Here is a 21522-nt window from a genome sequence, read left to right as displayed (position 1 = left end):
AAAAAAGCCCCGCCTTCGCGGGGCTTCACATCGTCCTGTCGCGCCGCGTGGTCTTGGCGCTCTTCTTTCGCTTCCCAAACAACCTCAGATTCGGCCGCCGTATTCCCCGTTACGGGCATTCCAGCTGGTCATAAGCCGCCACAAACAGCACAAAGTCGGAATCATCCACAACTGTGTCGCGGTTCAAATCGGCCGCACAGCCGGCAGACATACCCGGGTCATCGCACAGCAACAGGTTGTACGCCTCGACAAACAGAACAAAGTCCGCGTCGTCAACCAATCCGTCGCATTGCAAGTCGGAGGAACACACCAAGAGGGCGGCGGCCGTGCCGGCAACCTCGCCGCAGGAATTCGAGACCACGGCCCGAACCCGACGCTCATTCAACAGGCCCGTCGAGTCGCTTATCTGCAGCGAAGATTCGTACGCCGAAAGCGCCGAGAGAGCGGCCACGGCGCCTCCCGATTCCGGAATCGGGCCTTCCGCAAGGTCCACAAAGCTCCCCGACCCCGACGCAGTTTCAAGCTGCCAGCGCACCGCAAGCCCGTCGTTTGGCTCTTCGAGTTGAACCGAGAAGGCCGCGGTTCCCAGGCCGCACACATGTTCAGCAACGGGATCCTGCAAAAACTCCGGCGTCCGCGCATCCGTCCACTGGGCAAGCCCCTTCGAGGGCTTTCCGGCCGCGAGTGAGAAATTCCCGCCAGCCATGAACCCGCCTTGCGGCAACACGGCAAAGGCTCGGCCACGATCGTTGATGCCGCCGTCGAGCGCCGACCAGGTGCTGCCGTCCCAACGCGCGATGTTGCTTACCGCGACGCCACCGGCGCTCGTGAACCTTCCCGCCGCAACGACGTCCCCACTTGGTAACACCGCGACCGCCTCGACATCCGCGCCTCCGGTCATCGCCATCCCCGAGCCCATCGTGCTCCACTGGGTCCCGTTCCAGCGTGCAATCGACGCCGCCGGAATCGAAGGTGTGCCGACCCGCGTGAACGTGCCGCCCACGATGAGATCACCGTTCGGGGCGAGAGCCATCCCATGAATCCAGTGCAGCACGCTCCCGGCGTAATTCTCCCAGGCAGTTCCGTTCCATCGCGCCAGCATCTTGACCGCATTCGGCACCGCGAACATTCCGCCCGCAATCAAATCCCCGTTGGGCATCACCACGAACGCAAACGGCAAATTGTTCAGCTCCGATCCCATATACGTCCAGCTCGCGCCGTTCCACTCCATCGCGCAGCGCGGCGTCGTCGTTCCGCTTGGCGTGAAGCTTCCACCCGCCACAATGTGGCCGTTCGGCAATTCGATCAGCGCGTTCACCTTCTTGATCAGCCCGCTCCCGATCGGCGACCACGTACTTCCGTTCCAGCGCGCGATATTGAGAGTCGGGACTCCCCCCGCGCTATCGAACACTCCGCCCGCGATCACGTCGCCGTTTGCCGCCACCGCCAGCGCGAGAATCGACGGCGGCAAGCTCGTCGTCGTCCCCATGCCCGTCGAGAGCGGGTGCCAGTTCGTGCCATCCCAGCGCGCGATCGAATTCGCCAGAACACCGTTCATCATTGTGAACGTCCCGCCCGCGTACACATCGCCGTTCGGCGCGACAGCCAGAGCCGTGATTTCGGAATCACTCCCCGATGCGATTGCGTTCCACTCCGCACCATTCCACCGAGCAAGACCCGCCGCGGTTCTTCCGTCCGCAGTCACGAAGCGGCCGCCCGTCATGAGATCGCCGTTTGGAAGTTGGGCCGTCGTCGAAACCACCCAATTGGTTCCGCCCGCAAAACCGCCCCCCAACGCAGACCAGGTCGATCCATTCCAGACCGCAATCCCCGGGCTCGCAATGCCGCCCGCGGTCTTGAACTTTCCGCTGACGACAAGATTGCCGTTTGCAAGTGGGAGCAGATCAACACCTGCCGCCGAGCTCCCTTCGCCGCCAAGCCCGGATCCGAGCGAACTCCACGATGTGCCGTTCCATCGGGCGATTCCCGAAACGGGAGTTGCTCCAGAATTCTGGAAAACACCCACCGCGACGATCTCGCCGTTCGGCTGCAGCACCATGTCTCTAACAGTCATGTCAAGCCCCGACCCGAGCGCCGCCCACGTGCCGCCGGTCCAACGAGCGACGCACTTGATTGATGCGCCGTTCGCGAGATCGAAGGTCCCGCCCGCGACGATCTCGCCGCTGCTGTTGAGAAGGAGGGAGTTCACGTCCGCGTGCGGTGCGAACAACGACGTCACGCCGAATCCGGACCCGTATGTGGACCAGCTCGTTCCGCTCCAGCGAGCGATCGAATTACCCGGCAAGCCGCTCGTGGTCGTGAAGTTCCCGCCCACGATCAGTTGATTCTGGGGAGTGACGAGCAGCGCCTCCACGTTCGCATACGTGCCCGACCATCCGCTGAACGCCGACCACGACGTTCCGTTCCACTTCGCAAGCCCCAGCGCGCTCACCCCGCCGGCTTCGGTGAACCCGCCGCCCGCGATCAGCATCCCGTTCTGCACAGCGAGCGCCGAGACCGACCCGTTGACGCCGCTTCCCACAGGCGCCCACACCCCCGTCTGCGGATCGAACGTCGCAACATTGCGGCAGAGTGTTGCCCCGACATATTCAAACTCGCCGCCGATCACCAGCACCGGCCCCGCCGGGCCCGCGCCGTCCGGGTCCCACATTGTCGACGTGTAGACCGCACCGTCCACGCCCGGCGCGCCGCTCCCCGGCAGCCACCGCGGCACACAAGGCTCCGCATGCGTCACGCCCACGAGCGTCATCAGCGAAAGAAAAGCAGTACCCACACAGCGATTGATCATTCCATAAAGATACCGGACGCCCACGAACGTGCAAAGAAAAACGCATGCATTGAAACCCGCAACAAGTTCCCGCGAACGGATTACCACCAAAGTTGCACCGCAGCAATTTCTGTCGCTGCGCTGGCTCGCCCCAAACTCTGCGACGATCGCCAAGCCCATTCCACTCGGCCAAGGTCTCCCGCAAGTTATCGACCCGCCGAGCTCGCCTTCGAGCCAATCCCTTTGTCCGTCTCTCCAAAACAAAGGCCCCGCACATCGCGGGGCCTTTCTCTTCCTAATGCCTAGTGCCAAATGCCCAGTGCCTTCTGCCCCTACTTCAGCGACCCCATATCCACCACAAACCGGTACTTCACATCGTTCTTCAACATCCGCTCGTAAGCCTCGTTGATCTTCTGCATCGGGATGATCTCGATGTCGCTCACGATCTTGTGCTTCGCGCAGAAGTTCAACATCTCCTGCGTCTCGCGGATGCCGCCGATCAGCGACCCCGCGATCTCGCGACGCTTGAAGATCAGGTTGAACACCGTCGGCGAGGGGTGGGGGTGTTCCGGCGCTCCGACCAGGCACATCGTCCCGTCCCGCCGCAGCAGCGAGATGTACTGATCGAGGTCGTGCGACGCCGCGACCGTGTTCAGAATGAAATCAAACGAGTTCGCGTGCTTCGCCATCTCTTCCGGGTTTTTCGAGATGACCACCTCGTGCGCACCCAGCCGCTTGCCGTCCGCCACCTTGCTCGGCGACGTCGTGAACAGCACCACCTTCGCGCCCATCGCCCGCGCCAGCTTCACGCCCATGTGCCCGAGCCCGCCCAGCCCGACGATGCCGACCTTCTGCCCCTTCTTCACCTTCCAGTGGCGAAGCGGCGAATACGTCGTGATCCCGGCGCACAGCAAAGGCGCGGCAGCCGCCGGATCGAGCCCCTTCGGAATCGTCAGCACAAAGTCCTGATCGACCACGATCTGCGTCGAGTACCCGCCGTACGTCTGCGTCCCCGGCGCCGATCCGGTGGGCGCCTTGTGATCGATGCTGTTGTACGTGAAGATGATCTCGTTGTCGCAGTACTGCTCGTCCCCGTGCTTGCAGTTCGGACACTTGCGGCACGAATCCACCATGCACCCCACGCCCACCATCTGCCCCGGCTTGAACTTCTTCACAGCCTTCCCGACCGACAGCACGCGGCCGACGATCTCGTGACCCGGCACGCACGGATACTGCGTCATCTTCCATTCGTTGCGCGCGGTGTGCAAATCGGAGTGGCACACGCCGCAGTACAGGATCTCGATCTGCACATCCTTCGGTCCCGGCACGCGCCGCTCGAACGAGAAATCACCCAAGGGCGCGTTCGCCGATCGCGCCGCGTATCCGGCGACCGCGATCGGTGAAGTCGGAAGCGGTGCCGCGGCAAATCGCACCGAAGGCTTGCGAGCGGAACGGGACTTTGTCTTTGTTGCAGTTGCCATTGTGGAATCCTCCGGGGCGCACAATAGCCCCGCCAAATTCGCGTCCGCCCAATCAGGCAAATGCGCCCGGGCCTACGCACAGAATCTTCACATTCTCAAGCTATAGGGCGCGTCATTCCGCATCCACAAATCTCAAACCCAATCCTTGGTCTTGCCCACGACTTTCGGACAGTGGTGAATGAGCGTTAGACGGTAGCGGCCTCGGCCTGAACGGGTGATCGATAGCCGATGCCGCTGTGCAGGCGGTGGTTGTTGTAGAAGCCTTCGATGAACCGGAAGATCGCATCGCGGGCGTGTTGCTGGTCTTTGAACACGGTCTCTCCGATCAATTCTGATTTGAGTGTGGCGAAGAACGATTCCATCGCGGCGTTGTCGTAGCAGTCTCCCCTGCGGCTCATGCTCTGGATGATCCCGTGACGGTCGAGCAGCGTGCGGTAGCTCGCGCTGTCATACTGGATGCCGCGATCGGAGTGGTGCACGAGCCCGCGGAGCGGGCGGCACAAGGCGATTGCCGCGTGCAGCGCGTGCTCGGCCAGCCGCGGACGAAGCGAATCGCCCAGCGTCCAACCGACGATGCGGCGTGAGCACAGGTCCATCACCGCCGCCAGGTAGACGAAGCCGCTCTCGGTCCGGATGTAGGTGATGTCGGCGACCCAGATCAGGCCGGGTCTGTCCGGCGACGGCAGATGCCGCAGCAGGTTCGAAGCTGGCGCCACCGTCCGCGACGAATCGGTCGTGCGAGGACGGAAGCGTCGAGAACGCCTGGAACGCAGGCCCGATTCACGCATGATGGCCGCGGCGGTGTTGCGGCAGATCGGGATGCCTCTTCTCCGCAGCTCGCGGCACAGACGCGGGCTTCCGTAGGCCTGCCGCGTCTCTTCGTGCACGAGACGGACCTGACGGGTAAGCAGTTGATGCCGCTGCCGACGCGGAGAATCGCCGCGATCTTGCGCGGCGTAGTACCCGGAGCGGCTGACTCGCAGCGCCGAGCAGCAGACTCGGACCGGGTAGAGGCCGGCGAGATGATCGCGGATGAAGGCGTACTTCACGGCTGCTGGTTCGCGAAGAACGCCGTCGCTTTTTTTAGGATGTCGCGCTCCATGCGGAGCTGCTTGTTCTCGGCTTCGAGCTGGCGGATGCGTTGCTGGAGATCGGTCTCTTTGGGAACCTGAGATTGAGAGGTCGGCGCGGGAACGGGCAGATCGAGCTTCATCCAACGCCGCAGCGTCCAGCCGGTGATGCCGAGTTCGTTGGCCACCTTCTCGACCGAGACATCCGGCTGCGACGCCAGCCGGACGGCGGTCTCACGGAACTCCCGGGTGTACACCTTGCGTGCCATAATCGGACTCCTGTCGAACCATAACCGAGGTTCAACGGTGTCCGAAAGTCGTGGGCAGGGTCACCTCTCCGTCTTTCCCCGTGTCCTCTCCGTGGTGCTCTGTGGTCCTCCGTGTTGATCTCCTCCGCACATCATCCTGCCCGCAATCCGCAATCCGCAATCCGCAATCCGCAATCCGCAATCCGCAATCCGCAATCCGCAATCCGCAATCGCAATCCGCAATCCGCAATCCGCAATCCGCAATCCGCAATCCCTAGAACGTGATCTTCACCCCCGCGAACGGTCCGTTGAACATCATGTCGTACGCGAAGCGGTCCGCGCCGCTCCCCTTGCTGTAGTTGTCGCTCAGCCAGCGCCAGCCCGCGAATATCGCCCAGTGCTCGTTCAGGTTCACGTTCACCATCGTCAGCGCGTTCCACGTCATGTCCGACATCCCCGCCCCGATATCAACCCGGCCGGTCAACGAAAAAGTCTCGTTGAACGCCAACTCTCCGCGGATGCCCCCGAATCCGTCCACCCACGTCTCGTCGACGCCGCGCGAGCCGATCGGAGTCTGGATCGTCGCATCGAGGTACCAGAGCCGCACTCCCACAAGCGGCTCGATCCGCACCCGAACCGTCGAGTCCGCCGCCGCGCCCGGCAACGGCCCGTCATGGATCGCGTACGAACCGCCAAGCTCAAAGATCCCCTGCTTGTAGTCCACGTTGACCGGCAGCCCCTTGACATCGTTCCCCAGGTGCATGTACATCACGTCGCCGAAGATCGACCAGCGATCCTTCACGGCCTCCATGTGCAGGCACCCGGCAAACCGGAAGTTGTCCCAGAGCGCGTTCCACGTGTCGCCCACCGTCATCGACACATTCGCGTTCAGTCGCCGGATCCCGATCGTGCCGTGCTGCGCGGGAATCCACAAGTACGGCGCGATCACGAACTTCCACGGCTTCCCGTCCACCGTCAGCGCCTGCGAGGGCTGCGATTCCGGTTCGGCAACCGTCATCGAACTCAACGCCGCGGCACTCAGATCAATCGACCCGCTTTGCCGTTCGTCCCCATTCGCACACGCCGCCGCGCCACACGTCACCAACAAAGCCAGCCCGATTCTCCGATTCATGCCCGACTCCTTCACTGTGTTCTTTCAAGACTTACCCGCAGTTTCTTCGGCATTGCGTCCCGGTTGTGCGTTATACAACGAAACCAGCCGCGCCACCAGCAGCGCCATGTAGAACAAGCCGCACGTCGATTCCAGCACCGCCAGTATCCGCGCAAACCCCGAAACCGGCGTGATATCGCCGTATCCCACCGTGTTGAGCGTGATGAAACTGAAATAGATCGCCGTTTCACCCCGCATCACCCCGGCGCCGTCCATGCCGCCCGTCGCGCTCTGAAAGACGAACGCCCCCGGCTGGAGCACCGCAATGAGCGTGTACGCAAAGGACCAGACCAGCCCGAGCATGAGGTACACCGCGATCCCGGCACAGAGCACCTCCGAGTTCACCCGCGGCGCACGGATGATGAACTCGAACAGGCTGAGCGTCACGAACGACATGAACACGATCCCGCCGCACAAAAATACCGCCGGCGGCATGCTCTCCGGGTGCGTGTGATTCAGCCAGCGCGCGATCAGCGCCGGAATGACCAGCAGGATGGCGAGCACAAGCGTGCGATGCTTCGCGCCCACGGCCGGAACCGCCGCCAGCAGCACCAGCGAAATCGCCATGCTCTCGGCGATGTCGCCCCCCTGGATCCTCGAAAAAACCGGCACCGTGATCAGCAGCAGCACCACGGCGCCGAGAAACATCGCGACCGAATGCTTGAGCAGCCCCGGTTCACGCAGCCCTGATGGACGCCAGATCGCCCGGCTCTCTCGTTTCACCTCTGCTCTATCCGTCCTGGGGCACTTTGCATCGCCGCGTTCCCGATGTCCGCCATCCTACATCCGCCATCCCACATTCCTCAGGGCTTCTCCACCCACAGCGCGACAGCCTTCGTCACGCGCAGGTTCATGTCGTTGCCGACCGTCACGTTCGCCAGGTTCACATCCGGCGCCACCCGCAGCACGCGCGTGTTGCCGAGCGGGCCGCGAACCGTAATCGATCGATTGACCGAGTCCACCTTCAACACACGCGCGGAGATCATCGCGGTGTCGGTGATCATCATCCCCGGCTTCTCTCCCGGCTTGGCGCGGAGCATCACCGTGCCGACATCGGCCGTCGGCGCCGATCCGCTCGGGCCGACCCAGATCGCGACCGCGTCCGCCACGCTCGCCTTCACGATGTCCCCCGGCTGAATCTGGTTGAAGTTCCGCACCTCATCGCCGCACTTGTACGTTTCGACAGCGCCGTCTTCCCATTGCAGCGTCACCGTGCGCGCGTTCCGGTCAACCGATTGCACCGTCGCGCTCGCCGTCGCGCCGACGGCGTCGATCGCGCCCACCGTCTCATCCGCGGGCTTGTTCGTGTTGCACGCCGGCATCGCGATCGCCACTCCAACAAACACCGCCGCCAAGAGCTGATTGATTCGATTCACGATTCTCGTCCTTTCCTTGCTTTTCCAAACGATCGGGCCCCGACAGCCACCTTTTCCAATCGCCCGCTTCGCCTTTCAACGGAGCGGGCCTGTTGATCGAATCTCGAGAATCAGATCTGGATTGCCAAACGGGGTTCCGGGTCCCGTCGGACTATTCGAGACAAGCGGTTACTCTCGCCCTGCCTCGATCCTTTTCTGATTTGCTTCGAGTTTCTTGATGTCTTCCGGCGTCAGCTTCGGACGTTCGACCTTGATCGTCAGCTTGTTCAGTTTCGCCGTCAGCGGGAACGGAGGCATGTAGTCCGCGTCGTTCACGCCCGTCAGCGTGTCGCTGCCGATGTCAAAGCTCTCGTCCCATTGCAGGATCATCGGGAGCGTCTTGGGCATCTCGATCGTCTTCACCTCCTTGCCGTCCACGCGCAGCGTCCCTTTCCCGCCCTTGCCCACACCGCTCAGGTCGTTAAACGCGAGCGTCGCGACACCGAGCCCGTCATACTCGAAATCAAACTCGATCGTGTGCTTGCCGGGCGCGAGCTCCGGTCCTTCCCACTTCACTCGCTCCAAATCGATGAGGTTCCACAGGAATACCGGCTTGCTCTTCAAGAGATAGAACCCGTATCCCGCGAACCGACCGCCCGAGGTGAGAATCATCCCCTCCGCGCCGCCAGAAGGGATTTCGATCTCCGCTGTGATCGTGTACGAACTGTCCAGCAGAGCCGGTGAGTCGCCTTGCGGCAGCCCCGTCATCGGGCGCGTGTAGACAAACTCCGTGCGTCCCGCCGTGATGTTCGGCCGCGGCGCCACCAACCGGGCCGCCACCGACGCGTCGAGCGGGAACACCTGGTACTTCTTCGCTTCTTCGATGAACATCTGCTTCATCGCTTTGACTTTGTCCGGATTCTCCGCCGCGAGATTCTTCGACTGGCTGAAATCCGCGTTGAGGTCGTACAGCTCCAGCACCTGGTTGTTGAGCGGGTCCGGGTTCGCCACGCCGTAGGCTTCCCACGGCGCGCGATTGACCTTCGTACTCAGCAGCCAGCCCTCGTGATAGAGGGCCCATTGGCCCATCATCTCGAAGTACTGCGTCTTGTGATGCGAAGGCTCCTTCGCGTTCTTCGCATCAAACGTGTACGCGAAGCTCGTCCCCTCGATCGGGGCCTGCTTGATGCCGTCCACATACTCCGGCGCCGGAATCCCCGACACCTCCAGAATCGTCGGCACGACATCGATCACATGGCAGAACTGCTCGCGCAGTCCGCCCTTGTCCTTGATGTGCCCAGGCCACGAGATCACCATCCCCTGCCGGATGCCGCCGAGCTTCGACGCATTCTGCTTGAACCATGTGAACGGCGTGTCGAACGCCCACGACCAGCCGGCGCTCATGTGGTTGTACGTGGCTTCGGTTCCCCACACGTCATACCACTTCATCTGCACATCGACCGGCACCGAGACGCCGTTGAAGAACGCGACCTCGTTGGGCGTGCCGAGCGGTCCGCCCTCGGCGCTTGTTCCGTTGTCGCCGTTGATATAGATGATGAGCGTGTCGTCGAGTTTGCCGATCTCGTCGAACGCGTCGATGACCCGGCCGATTTCGTGATCGTTGTAGGCCGCGTACGCCGCGAAGATATCGACCTGGCGGATGTACAGCTTCTTCTCTTCCGCCGTGCAGTCATCCCAATTCTTGATCACGTCGGTCGGCCAGGGCTCGAGTTGTGTGTCGGCCGGAATCACCCCGAGTTTCTTCTGGTTCTCGAAGATGCGCTCGCGCAGCTTGTTCCAGCCGTCATCGAAAAGATGCATTTTCTCGATCTTCTCAACCCATTCTTTCGTCGGGTGGTGCGGCGCGTGCGTGGCGCCCGGCGCATACTTGATGAACACCGGTTTGGAAGGATCGATCTGGTGCATCCGATGGATGTAGTCGATCGCGTCGTCCGCCATCCCCGTGATCAGATTCCAACCGGGCTTGCCCGTGAACGGATAGATCTGTGTCGTGTTGCGAAAAAGGTTCGGCTGCCACTGATTCGCGTCACCCCCGACAAAACCGTAGAAATAAGAGAACCCCATTCCGAGAGGCCACTGATCGAAGGGTCCTACTTGGCTTGCGGCGAACGCCGGGGTGTTGTGATCTTTTCCGAACCACGCCGTCGCGTAGCCGTTGTCGAGCAGGATGCGCCCGATCGTCGCCTTGTCTTCGGCGATGATGCTGTTGTAACCCGGGAATCCGGTCGATTGTTCCGAGATCACGCCGAAGCCGGCCGAGTGATGGTTGCGCCCGGTGATCAGCGCGGCGCGGGTCGGTGAGCAGAGCGCGGTCGAGTGGATGTTGTTGTAGCGCAGGCCGTTCTTCGCGACGCGGTCCATTGTCGGCGTGGGGATCACGCCGCCGAATGTGCTCGGGACCCCGAAGCCCGCGTCGTCGGTGATGATGAGCAGAATGTTCGGCGCGCCCCTGGGCGGAACGATGCGCGGCGCCCACCACGGCTTGCTGTTCAGCGCATCGTCTTTGATGACGCCGCCGAATTTCGGATCGGGCGCGGGCAGCTGCTTGCCATCGATCGTCGTCGTCGCGCTCGGTGAACCGGGTTCACCAGTGACCTGCTGGCCGAACGCGGCGCCGCCTGTGAACATCACGATCGCGGCCGCGAAAGAAACTCGTAATTCCCTTTCCATGCGCATCTCCTTTTCCCCTCGCCTGATTCTCCGGCACTTTTTGTCGCAAACTTCGGAGTGACTCCGATCAATTCCTGGTTGCCGGCGCGGCGCCCGGTCCGCTCGCCGAAGAAGGCAGCGACCAGAGCTGCCATGACTTGGGGTCTTCGCCCATCTTGCGTCCGAGATCGGCGAGCGAATCCATCGTCGCCTTTTCAAAATCTCCGGGGACGGGAGGACGCCACGAATCCGGGATCGCCGTGACGCGCACTTCAATGTCCGCGTTGTATTTCAGGTTGACGTAGTCCGCTTCCGCGGCGAGCAGCTTTGCTTCGGTGATCGTGGCCGATCGGATCGCGACCTCGAGCGCCGGCCCGGCGACATCGGGCCACTTTTCCTGCACGGTCTTTGGGATGTGCGCGAGCTGGTTGTTGATGATGACCCAGAATCGCACCTTCGGCAGCGGCTTGTCCGGATTCAATTCCTTCCACCGGTGTATGAACCCGAACGGGCTGCGGTAGTCGAGCCGCAGAAAGACGTTCGCGGTCACGCCGCCGTCGCAGTAGATCTCTTCTCCGACGCCGATGGGGGGGAAGACCGCGGGGATTGCCGCGGACGCGAGCATGATTTTGTGCACGCGGTCGAGATTGCCGCTCGCAATGGCGTCCTGCGCCTCCTCGCCGAGTTCCCAGAAGCGCTGCCGTCCGAGATCGAGATCGGTCGCGCTGACGATCAGGAGCTTGCCCTTCTTCGATTCTTCCGCCATCTGCGCGACGAACTTCTGATCGATCACGCCCTGCAGATCGCGCGTCAGCCCGGGGATCGTCGCGAACGAAGGGTTCGACGGCAGGAAGAACAAGAGCCCGCGCTCCTCCGTCCAGTCCTTTTTCGGATTGCGATAGAACTCCTCGACGGTCAGGCACGACTCGTCGGTTCCGACGTACGCGAAGGGAGCAAGCATCGCTCCCGTGCTCACACCCGTGACGCCGTCAAACTCGGGGCGGCGCCACGCGGGGTCGGGTGCCTTGCCCCAGCCGACGAGGAATCCGGCGCCGAACGCGCCGTAGTCGCCGCCGCCGGACATCGCGAGGATGTTCATGACGACGGGCTGGCCGCCCGCGGCCGCGGTGCGCTTCTGTTCGCGGTTGACCAGATTTCCAACCGATCGCTGGAAATTGCTGATCATCTCCTTCGTGTCTTCGCCCGCGCGCTCCGTCAATTGCGCATCGGTAAGCACGGGACGTGAAGGCGAGCTGCTGCAACCCGCGATCGCGATGGCGATCCCAATCGCCGCTATCAACTTGTACTTCATCGGCTTCATTCCCCGTAAAAAGCGAGCTCGGCTTGCGAGCGGTGTGCCGTAGACTAACCCACGTGCCATCGATTTTCGAGGCTCCGCGGCCGAATTCTCCCGGTATTCATGACGCGCACAGCGTGCGCCCACCTGTCAAACGGCTGTCACGTGGCAAGCGGGCGAGCGGCACAGAATCCCCTTACTCGTTGCGAACTCGGTGTCTGTCGCGAACTTACTGCGCTGAACTCATCCGGATTGAGGCGTCGTCGCGGGCGGCGGGCCGAACAGGTTGTGGACGATGCGCATCACCGCGCGCCCCACGAAAAAAACGCCGAGCGCGAGCACAACGATGATCACGATCACGACGAGCAATTCCACAAGCGAGAATGCACGCGGCCGACTCACAAAGCACAGCATACCGCGCAGAGGGTGCGGCCGGCGCGCGGAACTCCGCGCCGTTTCCGGTGGTCGTCGTGTCGGATGAAACCCGACGGATTACTTCGCGAGCACTGCCGCGGGCGGCTTCCAGGTGCCGTCGAGGATCGAGGGAGGCGTTTCCGAGGGCCAATAGAGGCGCAGCATGAGGATGAATCGGCCCTTGGGCGAGGGAAGCCAGTTCGGCTCCATATCGCCGCCGGGATTCTCGTTCTGGATGATCACATCCACCGAGCCGTCGGCGTTTTCCTTGAATTTGCTCCGGCTGCTCACGGTGTAGCGGTTCAGCGGATTGTTCACGAAGAAAAAGTCCGCGTCGTACATCGTGATCGACCAGAACGCGTTCGCCGGCGGCATCTGCCCCTTGTCGAAGTGGATCACGTACTTCTTTGTTCCGTCGTAGGGCTTGCCGCTCGCGTCCGCTTCCGAAGTCGGATACACCGCGTCCTTCGGACGATTCGCACCCAGCCCGAACGCCGTGATCAGCGCCCGATCCAGGTAATCCGTCCCATACTCGCCTGTCTTGGTCGTGAAGACCCAGCCGTTGATCGGCTTCGCGGCGGTCTTGAACGCACCCATGATTTTTTCGACGCCCAACTTCGGTACCTGCTGCATCGCCTTCGCGGTCTCCGCGTCCCACGAGCCCGCGCTGAACTGCCCGGGAGTCACGCCGATCTTCGCCAGCTTCGCCAGCATGGGCGCGTCCGCCGCGGCGGGCGGATTCTCTTTCATCAGTTTCGCCAGCAGTTCGAAATACTTCTCAGCACTGAGCGCGTTCACCTGCTCGCGCACCGCCGTCTTCATGTCGATCGAAGGATCCACTTTCCCCGGCGCGGGCGTGTACGCCTTGCCACCAGCTCCAGACCAACTGCTCAGCGGCTGAATCGTTATCTTGTCTTCCAGCGCATGCACCGCCTTGTAATCTTCCGGCGTGCCCGTGCAGTAGATCCGGCCCAGCAGCCACACCATCGAAGTCGGCGACTTGTACTCGGTCATCCCCTGCGGGATCGTGCCCGTCCACCCCGGCCCGGTGATCACGTACGTCTGCGCTTTGTCCCCCGTCGTGCGTTTTCCCGGCACCTCGAACACATTCGTCCAGCCGTCCAACATCGGCATCAGGTAGTACCGGTCGTTCATGTCCGGCAGGCTGAGCACCCACGGCTCCTTGCCGACATCCATCCACCCCGTCGTGTAAAGCGTGTCGGCGTTGGGCGCAGTCACATCGCGAAAGCTCGCGTTCGGATACTCGCGCATCCGCACAAGCTGCCCCATCGGAGCGCGCGTTGCTTCCGGCGCAGCGACATTCGTCATGACGCGCCGGGTCATCTCCATCGTGACCAGCGGATAGCCGTAGATGTACGCATCGGTTCCGATCGCGAGCGCTTCCTGCTCGCTGGGTGTCGCGGGCGACGCGAGCGCGCTCCCGCACATCCATACTGCCGCACCGATCGCCGCCGCGCGTCCGACATTGAGCATCGACATTCTGATTCCCCTCGGTCGGTTCGCCTCGCCCGTTGCGGGCTTGGTCGTCCGACGCCGCCAACATTCAACATCCGGGTTGACATGGAGTCAAATCGGGGCTTTTGATGCCGGTTTCGCCCCGGCCTGCCCGGGAACAAATCGAAGAAGCGCGCCGTCGAGTCAAAACCGCCCGTTGTGCGCGCCCATCATCGGTTGCTGTCGCCATGCACCCATTGATTCGGCGGGGCCGGACAGGGTCAGCCAAATCGCCCTTTCGGAGTGGTTCCGACCAGCAAACACGAGTCGGTTCGAGCCGAGCGCGCAACTACACGCTTGGCATTGCAAAAACAGGGCGAAATCACGAGAACTCGCGTCGCAACACCTGATTCGCGCGCAGAGCCGCCCGCGTTTCTGGTAGACTACCCCATCGCGAGATGGAGAGTGCTCGCACGGGTTTCTGCCGCGTCGTTGACGCAGCAAGACTCCACAATCGTCCGGCCTTTTCCTCTTCGTTCAACCCTCTTCAGCGTTTCCAACTGACTCCCGGCTTGTTCGCGCGACAGTCGCGCTCGCTCTCCACACAAATCCAACTCAGATTTCCGGCGCGCACACGGTGCAGCGTTTCCGCGCGCCGGTGCGGCAATCTCTTTCAAAGGGTCATGCTCATGGCGCGCACTACTCGTTCGTTTACTCGGAAGGAAATCATCGATGCGCTGGCGGCGCTCGGCGCCCGGCTCGGGCACTCGCCGAGCAGGGATGAATTCCGGTTGCACTCGAAGATCAAGCGGAGGCAGATCGAAAGGAACTTCAGAACCTGGAACGACGCGCTGTCGGCGGCGGGGCTTGCGGTGAACATCGCGCGCGGCCTGCGCCACGATGAGCTTCTGGAGGATTGGGGCAGAGCGGCGCGGCGGCTGGGCAAGTGCCCGCAGGCGCCGGACTATGTGATGGAGGGGAAGTGGAGTCTGAACACGTTTTACCGGCGGTTCAAGACGTGGTCGGGCGTTGCGCGGGCGTTTTACGCCGGCTATGAGAAGAACCCGGAATGGCAGGATGTGATCGGGATCATCCGCGAGCGCGAGGCACGGGGGGCGAGGCCGTGGTTTATTTCGCCGACGTATCAGCGCGAGGCGGTGGCGCGGAAAGTGTTGGGCCCCAAGTGCGAGATCGTGTACGGGGAGCCGATCGACTTCGAGCTGCTGCGCAATGCGCCGGTGAACGAGGCGGGGGTAATTTTTCTGTTCGGGTGCCTTGCGCGGAAACTCGGGTACATCGTCGAGGCGATCCAGCCCACGTTCCCGGATTGCGAAGCGAAACGGAAGAACGCGGATGGAAGATTGCGGCGGGTGCGGATCGAGTTTGAGTACGAGAGCAGAAACTTTCTGCTGCACAAACACGACCCGGCGTTGTGCGATGTGATCGTGTGCTGGCGCAACAACTGGGAAGGATGCCCGATCGAGGTGGTGGAGCTGTCGAAGCACCTTGCGGAGTTGAAGGCGGCGGCGTGAGGGGGAAGAGATATGCACCGCAGAATGGATTTCGGATAGCGGATAGCGGATAGCGGATCGCAAATAGCGGAAGAGAATTCACCACAAAGGCACAGAGGACACAAAGGGCACAAAGAAAGCAGGACGGATTTGGGCAAAAGGCGTGGCCGAAGAGCGAGCAAACCCGCCGAAGCGGGCTGTGCCATTGGGACACCCCGTTTTCCATCTGCACCCATTCAACAATCGTGCATGGGTCAAGAGTTCACGTCGACTTACACGCAGGTCATCGTTCATTCGTCGCGGTATGCGGCCCAATTCGGCCGAAATGTCGCGCCGGAGGACATGCTGATCGTCGCGTCGCACGCGCCCGCGTGCATGGCGGCGCTCGTACTCGACGCGCGCGGCATCGCCCCTGACTCAGTCCTCCATGAAGTTCAATCGGAATCGGAAGCGGCCGGCAATCCCGACCTCGACAAGTCGCTCGCAGCGATGGCGGCCGTGGTTGATGAGTCGCGCTTTGCGAAGCGGGAATTGGTCGGAACCGAGTTTCTGCTGCTCGGATTGCTGCGACTGGAGGGCAGCATTGCGGCGAGGGCGCTGGGCAAACTCGGCTTGGGCCTCGACGATACGCGCGAGACGATCCGAGAAAAGTTGGCGCGTGAAGGGTTTGTGTATCCGGAGAAGTTGCGGGAGAACCGGGGCTGAACGATGAGGGGTGCTGACTGGCGGCGGCGTGAGGGGGAAGAGTTCACCACGGAGGCGCAGAGGCACAGAGAAGAAAGGGATTGGGTGAAGGCGAGAAGAAATGGTGGCGGCATTCGGAACAGAGGCGGGAATTCGGAATTTGGTGTGCGGATTGGAAACGCGGGAAAGGCGTTCACCACGGAGGCGCAGAGGCACAGAGAAGAAAAGGGGATGGGGGAGATGGCGGATTTCGGATTTCGGATAGCGGAGCGCGGAATGGAAAGGCTGGAAAGGCGTTCAACACAAAGGAAACGAAGAAAGCCGGAGGGGTTGTGCCTGAACGTGGCGGTGAGAGAGACCGTGCAGATGGGCTGAAATGCGTTCACTCGTCCGCGCGAAATCTTTTCGTGCGGTCGTTCGGCTCGCGGTTGCGTGTGGTATCGTGTTTTTGTCCTGCTGAGGGGGATAGATGGGAGTGGCCGTGAGAACGATGCGTTTGCAACTGCGTGGGTCGTCGGCAGAGAGCACGATCATGTGGGTTGGCGCGGCGTTTTTTTTGTCGGCTGCAGCCACGATCTCGCCATGCCCGGCAGAAACTCCCACCATCACAGGGATCGGATTCATTTCATCGAGCTTCAAGAGCTCAACGGCGGCGCAGATCAGCGCGGATGGATCGACGGTTTCTGGTTACGCGGCATTTACGGCGGCAGAGAACCGCGCGATCCGGTGGAGTCGCCTCGGCGGAATTCAGAACCTCGGCCCTGCCGCGTCCGGCGGGCAATTCCCACTCAGTACATACGCCGGCGGATTGAGCAACGATGGCTCCGTCGTTGTCGGTGTCAACGATTGCTGCAACGGCCAGGCGTTTCGGTGGACCAGCGCCTCGGGGCTCGTGTATTTCCCAAAACTTCCGGGGGGCGAAACGTATCTTGCCAGCGCTTCGGCGCTTACGGGCGATGGCTCTCGCTGCGTCGGCCAAAGCTCCACCAACGACGGAACCCGCGCTGTCCTTTGGACAGGTACGACAACGGTGCAAAGCCTCGGGACGCTCCCCGGCATGCGCGATTCTTCCGCGAGTTCAATTACGAACGACGGCTCGACGATCGCCGGCACATGCACGGACACCACCGTTGTTCCCGCGGTCTCCCGCGCATTCCGCTGGACCGGGGCCGGCGGCATGACCAATCTCGGCGTGGTTGCCGGATTCGCAAGCTCCGGCGCGGCGGGAGTCAGTGCGAACGGATCGGTCATCGTCGGGACATCGCACAATGGGAGTAACACGACTCAGCACGGCTTTCGCTGGAAGTCGGGTTCCGGAATCGAGGACCTCGGCACGCTGCCTCCGGCCGCGGCTTCGAGCGCGATCTTTGTGAGCGCGGACGGGTATCTCATCTCGGGATCGACATACGACTCGGCCAATCCGATCATTGCCGATCGGACTCGCGCGGTGATCTGGACTCCGAAGACGGGCTTTGTTGATCTGGCTGAATATCTCGTGGCGCGAGGGCTCGATCTTTCCGGCTGGAAGCTATCGAGCGCGGGGGGAGTCAGTGCGGACGGCCGGACCCTCGTCGGCCGCGGCAATCACAACGGCTTGCCCGAAGGGTGGGTCGTCACGATGGCGGCGCAATGTCCAGCCGACCTCAACAACGACGACCTTGTTGATGACCCTGACTTTGTTTCCTTTGCATCTGCGTACGACCTGTTCGCGTGCGCGGATCCGGCGATGCCGCAGTGGTGTCCGGCGGATCTCAACCTTGATTCTTTCGTCGATGACTCGGACTTTGTCTTGTTTGCGGCGGCATATGACGTTTTCGTGTGTCCGTGACAGTGATTTCAATTTCGGCGCACTCGGCGAGTCGGGAACGAAGTGAGGGGGTGTAAGAACGGGGCGAAGTGCCGCGGGGAATTGCCTGGGGTGCCTGAAGGCGGGGAAGTGCAAGCCCGCTGAAGCGGGCTATGCCGAGACGCGGGAGTGGACCGACTCGGACATGCGGCACGAATCACCGAGAGAAATCGATTGGGAGTCGCTGGTCCCGGCGGATGACAGGACGTGCTGGATGTGGTTCGATGAGAACATACGGGAGATCGAACTCGATCCCGCGGGAGCAAGGCGGGACTTCGAATCGTGGTGATCCAACCGTCTATATCTTGACTCAAGTGCCATCGGTTGATTCGCACCACTCGCGGAGAGACCGCGAATGGTGGCACGCCGTGAGTGGTGCCACCTGCCGCTCAACGTGAGCATCGGATTGCCGACAATCGCTATACTTCCTCCGCCGGAGCTGTGAGAATCGTCGATGGCACGTCAGCCTTCCATCCCCACGCCCACCCCCGCTGTGCCGGTTCATTTTGACTACAGGGGTGCTGCGCAGGCCGCGAAGTTGTCGGAGAACGAGCTGCGCACACTCGTCCGGATTTTTGAGATCGACTATCCGGACGATCTCATGCTCCGCGAGCTTCATGTGCTGCGTGCCTGCAACGCGATCGTGCGCGGGCTGACCACTATTGGTCAGGTGTTGGGTTCGTCGGGCTCACAGGCTGCGTAGGGGATTTGCGTTTCGTCTTTCAGCCCGTTTCAACGGGCTTCCACCCTTCACCCGTCATTCATTCTCTACCATTCTCTATGCGATTCCCCGCGGTGCAGGGCGTGATCGAGCGGCGGCTGCTCGTGAACTTTCGGGCCGATCCGGCCGCCGTGTCGCGTCTTCTGCCGCGGCCGTTCGAGCCGATCGTGGTGGGGAAGGTGGGGGAGGTGGGGGGAGATGGGGGCCACGCGATCGTGGGCATCTGCCTCATCCGTCTCGGCGGCATACGGCCCGCGTTCTTGTCTTCATTGGGGCCCGCGCTTCGGGAGCGCTGCGGCCTCCGCTCGGAAAACGCGGCACACCGCATCGCCGTGCGCTGGCGCGACGGCAACCAGAGCGGTTCACCATATAAGGAAGGCGTGTACATCCCGCGGCGCGACAGTTCGTCGCGTTTCAACGCGCTCGTCGGGGGCCGGCTCTTCCCCGGGCTTCATCATCGCGCGGCGTTCCGCGTTGCGGAGAACGTGCCGCGGCTCGATATCGAGATGAAGAGCGAGGACGGGAGCACGAGCCTCGAAGTGCGCGGGCGCGTGAGTGAATCGTGGCCCGCGGGTTCTGTTTTCAATGATCTCGCGGAAGCGTCGGCGTTTTTCGAGCGCGGCTCGCTCGGCTATTCGGCGACAAACAAGCTGGGGACGTTTGACGGGCTGGAGCTGCGCTGCCGCGGCTGGGCGGTGGAGCCGGTCGAGATGGAATCGGTGCGCTCGTCGTTCTTTGAGGATGCGGAGGTGTTGCCGCGGGGAAGCGTGGAGTTTGATTGCGCGCTGTTGATGCGGAATATCGCGCACGAGTGGCATGGAAGGGGGCAGATGTGTTGTGAGGAGGCGTGTGCGGCCGCGTGACTTGCAGTTGGTGTTGCTGCTGACGTCCCCGATGGAAGATGAGGGGGCGGAAAGGTGATGCAGGCAAGAGCACACTGACGTCGGAGGAACCGACGTCAGTGCCACGGCGCGTTGGGTGAGAATTGCGGGTCCGTAAGGGCGGAACGTGAGGGCCACCCGCCGCTTCCCGCTCCTGTCCCCTTGCTTGGCAATCGCCGACTTCGTGCGACAGAATTCAGGTAATCGAGAAACTCGAGCGCCTTGCGAAGAATGCCCCCCAACGCACTTTGCAGACTTTGGCTATCAACGCCGAATCTTGCCGCAATCTTGCGGTAGTTGTCCCCTTTTCGGTGAGCAGAACCGGAAGATCGCAGGTCTTGAAGGTCTCGTAAGAACTTGATGTGCTTCTCTACTCCGGTAATTCCGCACGCATCAAATGCAGCCTCGAGACGGGAGATGCCGCTCTTCAATCCTGCTCGATTTTTCAGCGGAATACACTCGTTCAGCGATTTCTCGTTCAGAGAATCGATCAAGATTTTAGTGAGGCTCAAGACGACCTCGTCAAAATCGCGCTGTTCGTCAGTTGCCGGAATGCGCACACCCTTGACGTGGTGCTGGTCGGCATCTGTCAGCGGTAGCAGCAACTGCCACCCCAGTACTTCGTCGCACGATTGAACTAGCTCACGGTATCGTTCCTGGAAAACGTGCTCGGGCCGATCGGAATCCGCAAATTCGGCATCCAGCTGCCTTCGAATGAAAGTCTTGCTCATGCCCCCGACTGGAATGATGTTGTGACTTCGCCAATGCAGCTGCTCTTCGTAAGGAAGGTCACGCCCCAAGTCGCCCAACCAAGCACACACTCTGTCGTCATGGTGATTGTCAAGATACATGCCCCACAGCGACGCCCGCCGCAAATAGCCGTCTTCAACGGAATATTTTTGCGGCTGTTGGTAGTACTTCTCCAAAACAGACTTTCGAAAATGTACCGGCGTCAAGTAATTTGGTGATTGCGGGTTGGCGCCAAAATTATTCCCAAGCGCATCTGGATTGCTGGAGTGAGTGCGCGGCCCTCCGTGTTTGTCTGTGCCGATGATGAAGTCGACGTACTTCTTAGGATCGGCGTCAGAATAACCCCAGAAGCCACTCTTGTTCTTAGGAAATGGTGCGATCAATCTTTTTCCAAGCAGCCGGCTGAAGGCTCGATGGCTGCCGAGCATGATGTCGCCGTAGTGTAATCCCCAACATACAAGATCTCTGCGGTAGTCGCTACCCTCCTCGTCGATTCCAAGTTCCTCGAGCGTGTGGGCAGAATCCTCCCTGCAGTCAAACTGCAAGGCGAGGTGCATCTCCTTAATTGCCAGAAACTGGCAAATTTCCTTCACGCGAATTTTGACCAGGTTCGGTTCAATCGTTGCGACAAGATGCTCCTCCCCCTCGTTGTCAATTTTGATGAATTGGTTGAGCTTCTGGTCGTGATACAAGCGATGAAAAAGTCGAAACTCCTCGCTGATTTCCGTGTAGCGCTCGCGTGCCCCATGAAAGTCGCGATCGATGACAAGTGGCTCGATCCCGTCGTCGTCGCCAAATCGGTGATATTCAACGCGTTTGCTTCCTTGTTGGTGGTACTCCACCGCTCCGGGCAGTCCACTGCCGTGACTCAAGTCCCAGTTTGTAGATTTGAGACTCTTCGCGACCTGTTCAGTCGGAATGAGCGCCGCATAAACCCCGTAGTTGTGTTGGTCCCTTATGTCCGACAGATAGACAGTCAACATGTCGGTGGCCGACAACTCGCGCGTTAGCCATTCGCGCATCGCAGCCTGTTGTAGTCGGAGCTTGTCTTCGGCTTCGGACATCGGCCTTTACCTTGTCAGGCAACCTCTGATTCCTGCAGGCTAGGTTACGGAGGCGGGCGTTCGGACGTTGAAATGCATTGAGGGCGGGCGGATGGCCCTGACCTTGCACCGTGGCA

18 protein-coding genes are annotated in these 21522 nt (G+C 61.6%); 6 read left to right on the top strand and 12 right to left on the bottom strand.

What is annotated here, in order from left to right; translation table 11 throughout:
• Window positions 1-109: 109 nt before the first annotated feature.
• The 11 genes from KF691_13865 to KF691_13815 all read right to left on the bottom strand — a co-directional run bounded on the left by KF691_13865 (window position 110) and on the right by KF691_13815 (window position 13994).
• Window positions 110-2809, bottom strand: a complete 2700-nt coding sequence (locus KF691_13865) for a hypothetical protein (GenBank protein ID MBX3390531.1) — start codon at window positions 2807-2809, stop codon at window positions 110-112.
• 311 nt (window positions 2810-3120) lie between these two features.
• Window positions 3121-4269, bottom strand: a complete 1149-nt coding sequence (locus KF691_13860) for an NAD(P)-dependent alcohol dehydrogenase (protein ID MBX3390530.1) — start codon at window positions 4267-4269, stop codon at window positions 3121-3123.
• Between the two features lie 185 nt (window positions 4270-4454).
• The gene (locus KF691_13855) at window positions 4455-5318 is read right to left on the bottom strand and encodes an IS3 family transposase (GenBank protein MBX3390529.1); all 864 of its coding nucleotides are present in this window, start codon (window positions 5316-5318) and stop codon (window positions 4455-4457) included.
• Window positions 5315-5608: a transposase gene (locus KF691_13850; GenBank protein ID MBX3390528.1), complete on the bottom strand. Its 294-nt coding sequence runs from the start codon at window positions 5606-5608 to the stop codon at window positions 5315-5317. Before KF691_13850 ends, KF691_13855 begins: the two co-directional genes overlap by 4 nt.
• A gap of 253 nt (window positions 5609-5861) precedes the next feature.
• On the bottom strand, window positions 5862-6719 hold the full coding sequence (locus tag KF691_13845) for a hypothetical protein (GenBank protein MBX3390527.1): 858 nt from the start codon (window positions 6717-6719) through the stop codon (window positions 5862-5864).
• A gap of 24 nt (window positions 6720-6743) precedes the next feature.
• Complete coding sequence (locus KF691_13840) at window positions 6744-7481, bottom strand: two pore domain potassium channel family protein (protein ID MBX3390526.1); 738 nt, start codon at window positions 7479-7481, stop codon at window positions 6744-6746.
• Window positions 7482-7561: 80 nt separating this feature from the next.
• On the bottom strand, window positions 7562-8134 hold the full coding sequence (locus tag KF691_13835) for a hypothetical protein (protein ID MBX3390525.1): 573 nt from the start codon (window positions 8132-8134) through the stop codon (window positions 7562-7564).
• A gap of 168 nt (window positions 8135-8302) precedes the next feature.
• Window positions 8303-10804 carry an arylsulfatase gene (locus KF691_13830; GenBank protein MBX3390524.1) on the bottom strand — a complete coding sequence of 834 codons (2502 nt, stop codon included), beginning with the start codon at window positions 10802-10804 and terminating at the stop codon, window positions 8303-8305.
• A 67-nt stretch (window positions 10805-10871) separates the two neighbouring features.
• Window positions 10872-12095 (bottom strand): patatin-like phospholipase family protein, encoded by a 1224-nt coding sequence (locus KF691_13825; GenBank protein ID MBX3390523.1) that lies wholly within the window; start codon window positions 12093-12095, stop codon window positions 10872-10874.
• A gap of 228 nt (window positions 12096-12323) precedes the next feature.
• A complete protein-coding gene (locus KF691_13820; GenBank protein ID MBX3390522.1) occupies window positions 12324-12482 on the bottom strand; it encodes a prepilin-type N-terminal cleavage/methylation domain-containing protein in 159 nt (52 codons plus the stop codon).
• Window positions 12483-12572: 90 nt separating this feature from the next.
• The gene (locus tag KF691_13815) at window positions 12573-13994 is read right to left on the bottom strand and encodes a DUF1254 domain-containing protein (GenBank protein ID MBX3390521.1); all 1422 of its coding nucleotides are present in this window, start codon (window positions 13992-13994) and stop codon (window positions 12573-12575) included.
• A gap of 644 nt (window positions 13995-14638) precedes the next feature.
• Here KF691_13815 and KF691_13810 point away from each other — a divergent pair.
• From KF691_13810 to KF691_13785, 6 genes are all read left to right on the top strand, one after another.
• Complete coding sequence (locus KF691_13810) at window positions 14639-15481, top strand: hypothetical protein (protein ID MBX3390520.1); 843 nt, start codon at window positions 14639-14641, stop codon at window positions 15479-15481.
• 228 nt (window positions 15482-15709) lie between these two features.
• Window positions 15710-16165, top strand: coding sequence for a hypothetical protein (locus KF691_13805; protein MBX3390519.1), 456 nt, complete (start codon window positions 15710-15712; stop codon window positions 16163-16165).
• A 3-nt stretch (window positions 16166-16168) separates the two neighbouring features.
• The gene (locus KF691_13800; protein MBX3390518.1) at window positions 16169-16519 is read left to right on the top strand and encodes a hypothetical protein; all 351 of its coding nucleotides are present in this window, start codon (window positions 16169-16171) and stop codon (window positions 16517-16519) included.
• 106 nt (window positions 16520-16625) lie between these two features.
• Entirely contained in the window at window positions 16626-17972 is a 1347-nt protein-coding gene (locus KF691_13795; protein ID MBX3390517.1) for a hypothetical protein, read from the top strand.
• Window positions 17973-18444: 472 nt separating this feature from the next.
• Window positions 18445-18693 (top strand): hypothetical protein, encoded by a 249-nt coding sequence (locus KF691_13790; GenBank protein MBX3390516.1) that lies wholly within the window; start codon window positions 18445-18447, stop codon window positions 18691-18693.
• Between the two features lie 77 nt (window positions 18694-18770).
• Complete coding sequence (locus KF691_13785; protein ID MBX3390515.1) at window positions 18771-19574, top strand: hypothetical protein; 804 nt, start codon at window positions 18771-18773, stop codon at window positions 19572-19574.
• A 95-nt stretch (window positions 19575-19669) separates the two neighbouring features.
• On the opposite strand, the gene KF691_13780 is transcribed toward KF691_13785, so the two are convergent.
• Complete coding sequence (locus KF691_13780; GenBank protein MBX3390514.1) at window positions 19670-21406, bottom strand: hypothetical protein; 1737 nt, start codon at window positions 21404-21406, stop codon at window positions 19670-19672.
• Window positions 21407-21522: the final 116 nt, after the last annotated feature.

The organism is Phycisphaeraceae bacterium, assembly GCA_019636555.1.
In the GTDB taxonomy this organism is placed as follows: domain Bacteria; phylum Planctomycetota; class Phycisphaerae; order Phycisphaerales; family UBA1924; genus JAFEBO01.
This window is presented reverse-complemented; position numbering and strand designations above follow the sequence as displayed.

Excerpts from the sequence above, each read along its gene's own strand:
- KF691_13805 (MBX3390519.1), top strand. The coding sequence starts at position 15,710 with ATGGGTCAAGAGTTCACGTCGACTTACACGCAGGTCATCGTTCATTCG.
- KF691_13865 (MBX3390531.1), bottom strand. The coding sequence starts at position 2,809 with ATGATCAATCGCTGTGTGGGTACTGCTTTTCTTTCGCTGATGACGCTC.
- KF691_13850 (MBX3390528.1), bottom strand. The coding sequence starts at position 5,608 with ATGGCACGCAAGGTGTACACCCGGGAGTTCCGTGAGACCGCCGTCCGG.
- KF691_13845 (MBX3390527.1), bottom strand. The coding sequence starts at position 6,719 with ATGAATCGGAGAATCGGGCTGGCTTTGTTGGTGACGTGTGGCGCGGCG.
- KF691_13810 (MBX3390520.1), top strand. The coding sequence starts at position 14,639 with ATGGCGCGCACTACTCGTTCGTTTACTCGGAAGGAAATCATCGATGCG.
- KF691_13815 (MBX3390521.1), bottom strand. The coding sequence starts at position 13,994 with ATGTCGATGCTCAATGTCGGACGCGCGGCGGCGATCGGTGCGGCAGTA.
- KF691_13780 (MBX3390514.1), bottom strand. The coding sequence starts at position 21,406 with ATGTCCGAAGCCGAAGACAAGCTCCGACTACAACAGGCTGCGATGCGC.
- KF691_13825 (MBX3390523.1), bottom strand. The coding sequence starts at position 12,095 with ATGAAGTACAAGTTGATAGCGGCGATTGGGATCGCCATCGCGATCGCG.
- KF691_13785 (MBX3390515.1), top strand. The coding sequence starts at position 18,771 with ATGCGATTCCCCGCGGTGCAGGGCGTGATCGAGCGGCGGCTGCTCGTG.
- KF691_13800 (MBX3390518.1), top strand. The coding sequence starts at position 16,169 with ATGAGGGGTGCTGACTGGCGGCGGCGTGAGGGGGAAGAGTTCACCACG.
- KF691_13860 (MBX3390530.1), bottom strand. The coding sequence starts at position 4,269 with ATGGCAACTGCAACAAAGACAAAGTCCCGTTCCGCTCGCAAGCCTTCG.
- KF691_13790 (MBX3390516.1), top strand. The coding sequence starts at position 18,445 with ATGGCACGTCAGCCTTCCATCCCCACGCCCACCCCCGCTGTGCCGGTT.
- KF691_13830 (MBX3390524.1), bottom strand. The coding sequence starts at position 10,804 with ATGGAAAGGGAATTACGAGTTTCTTTCGCGGCCGCGATCGTGATGTTC.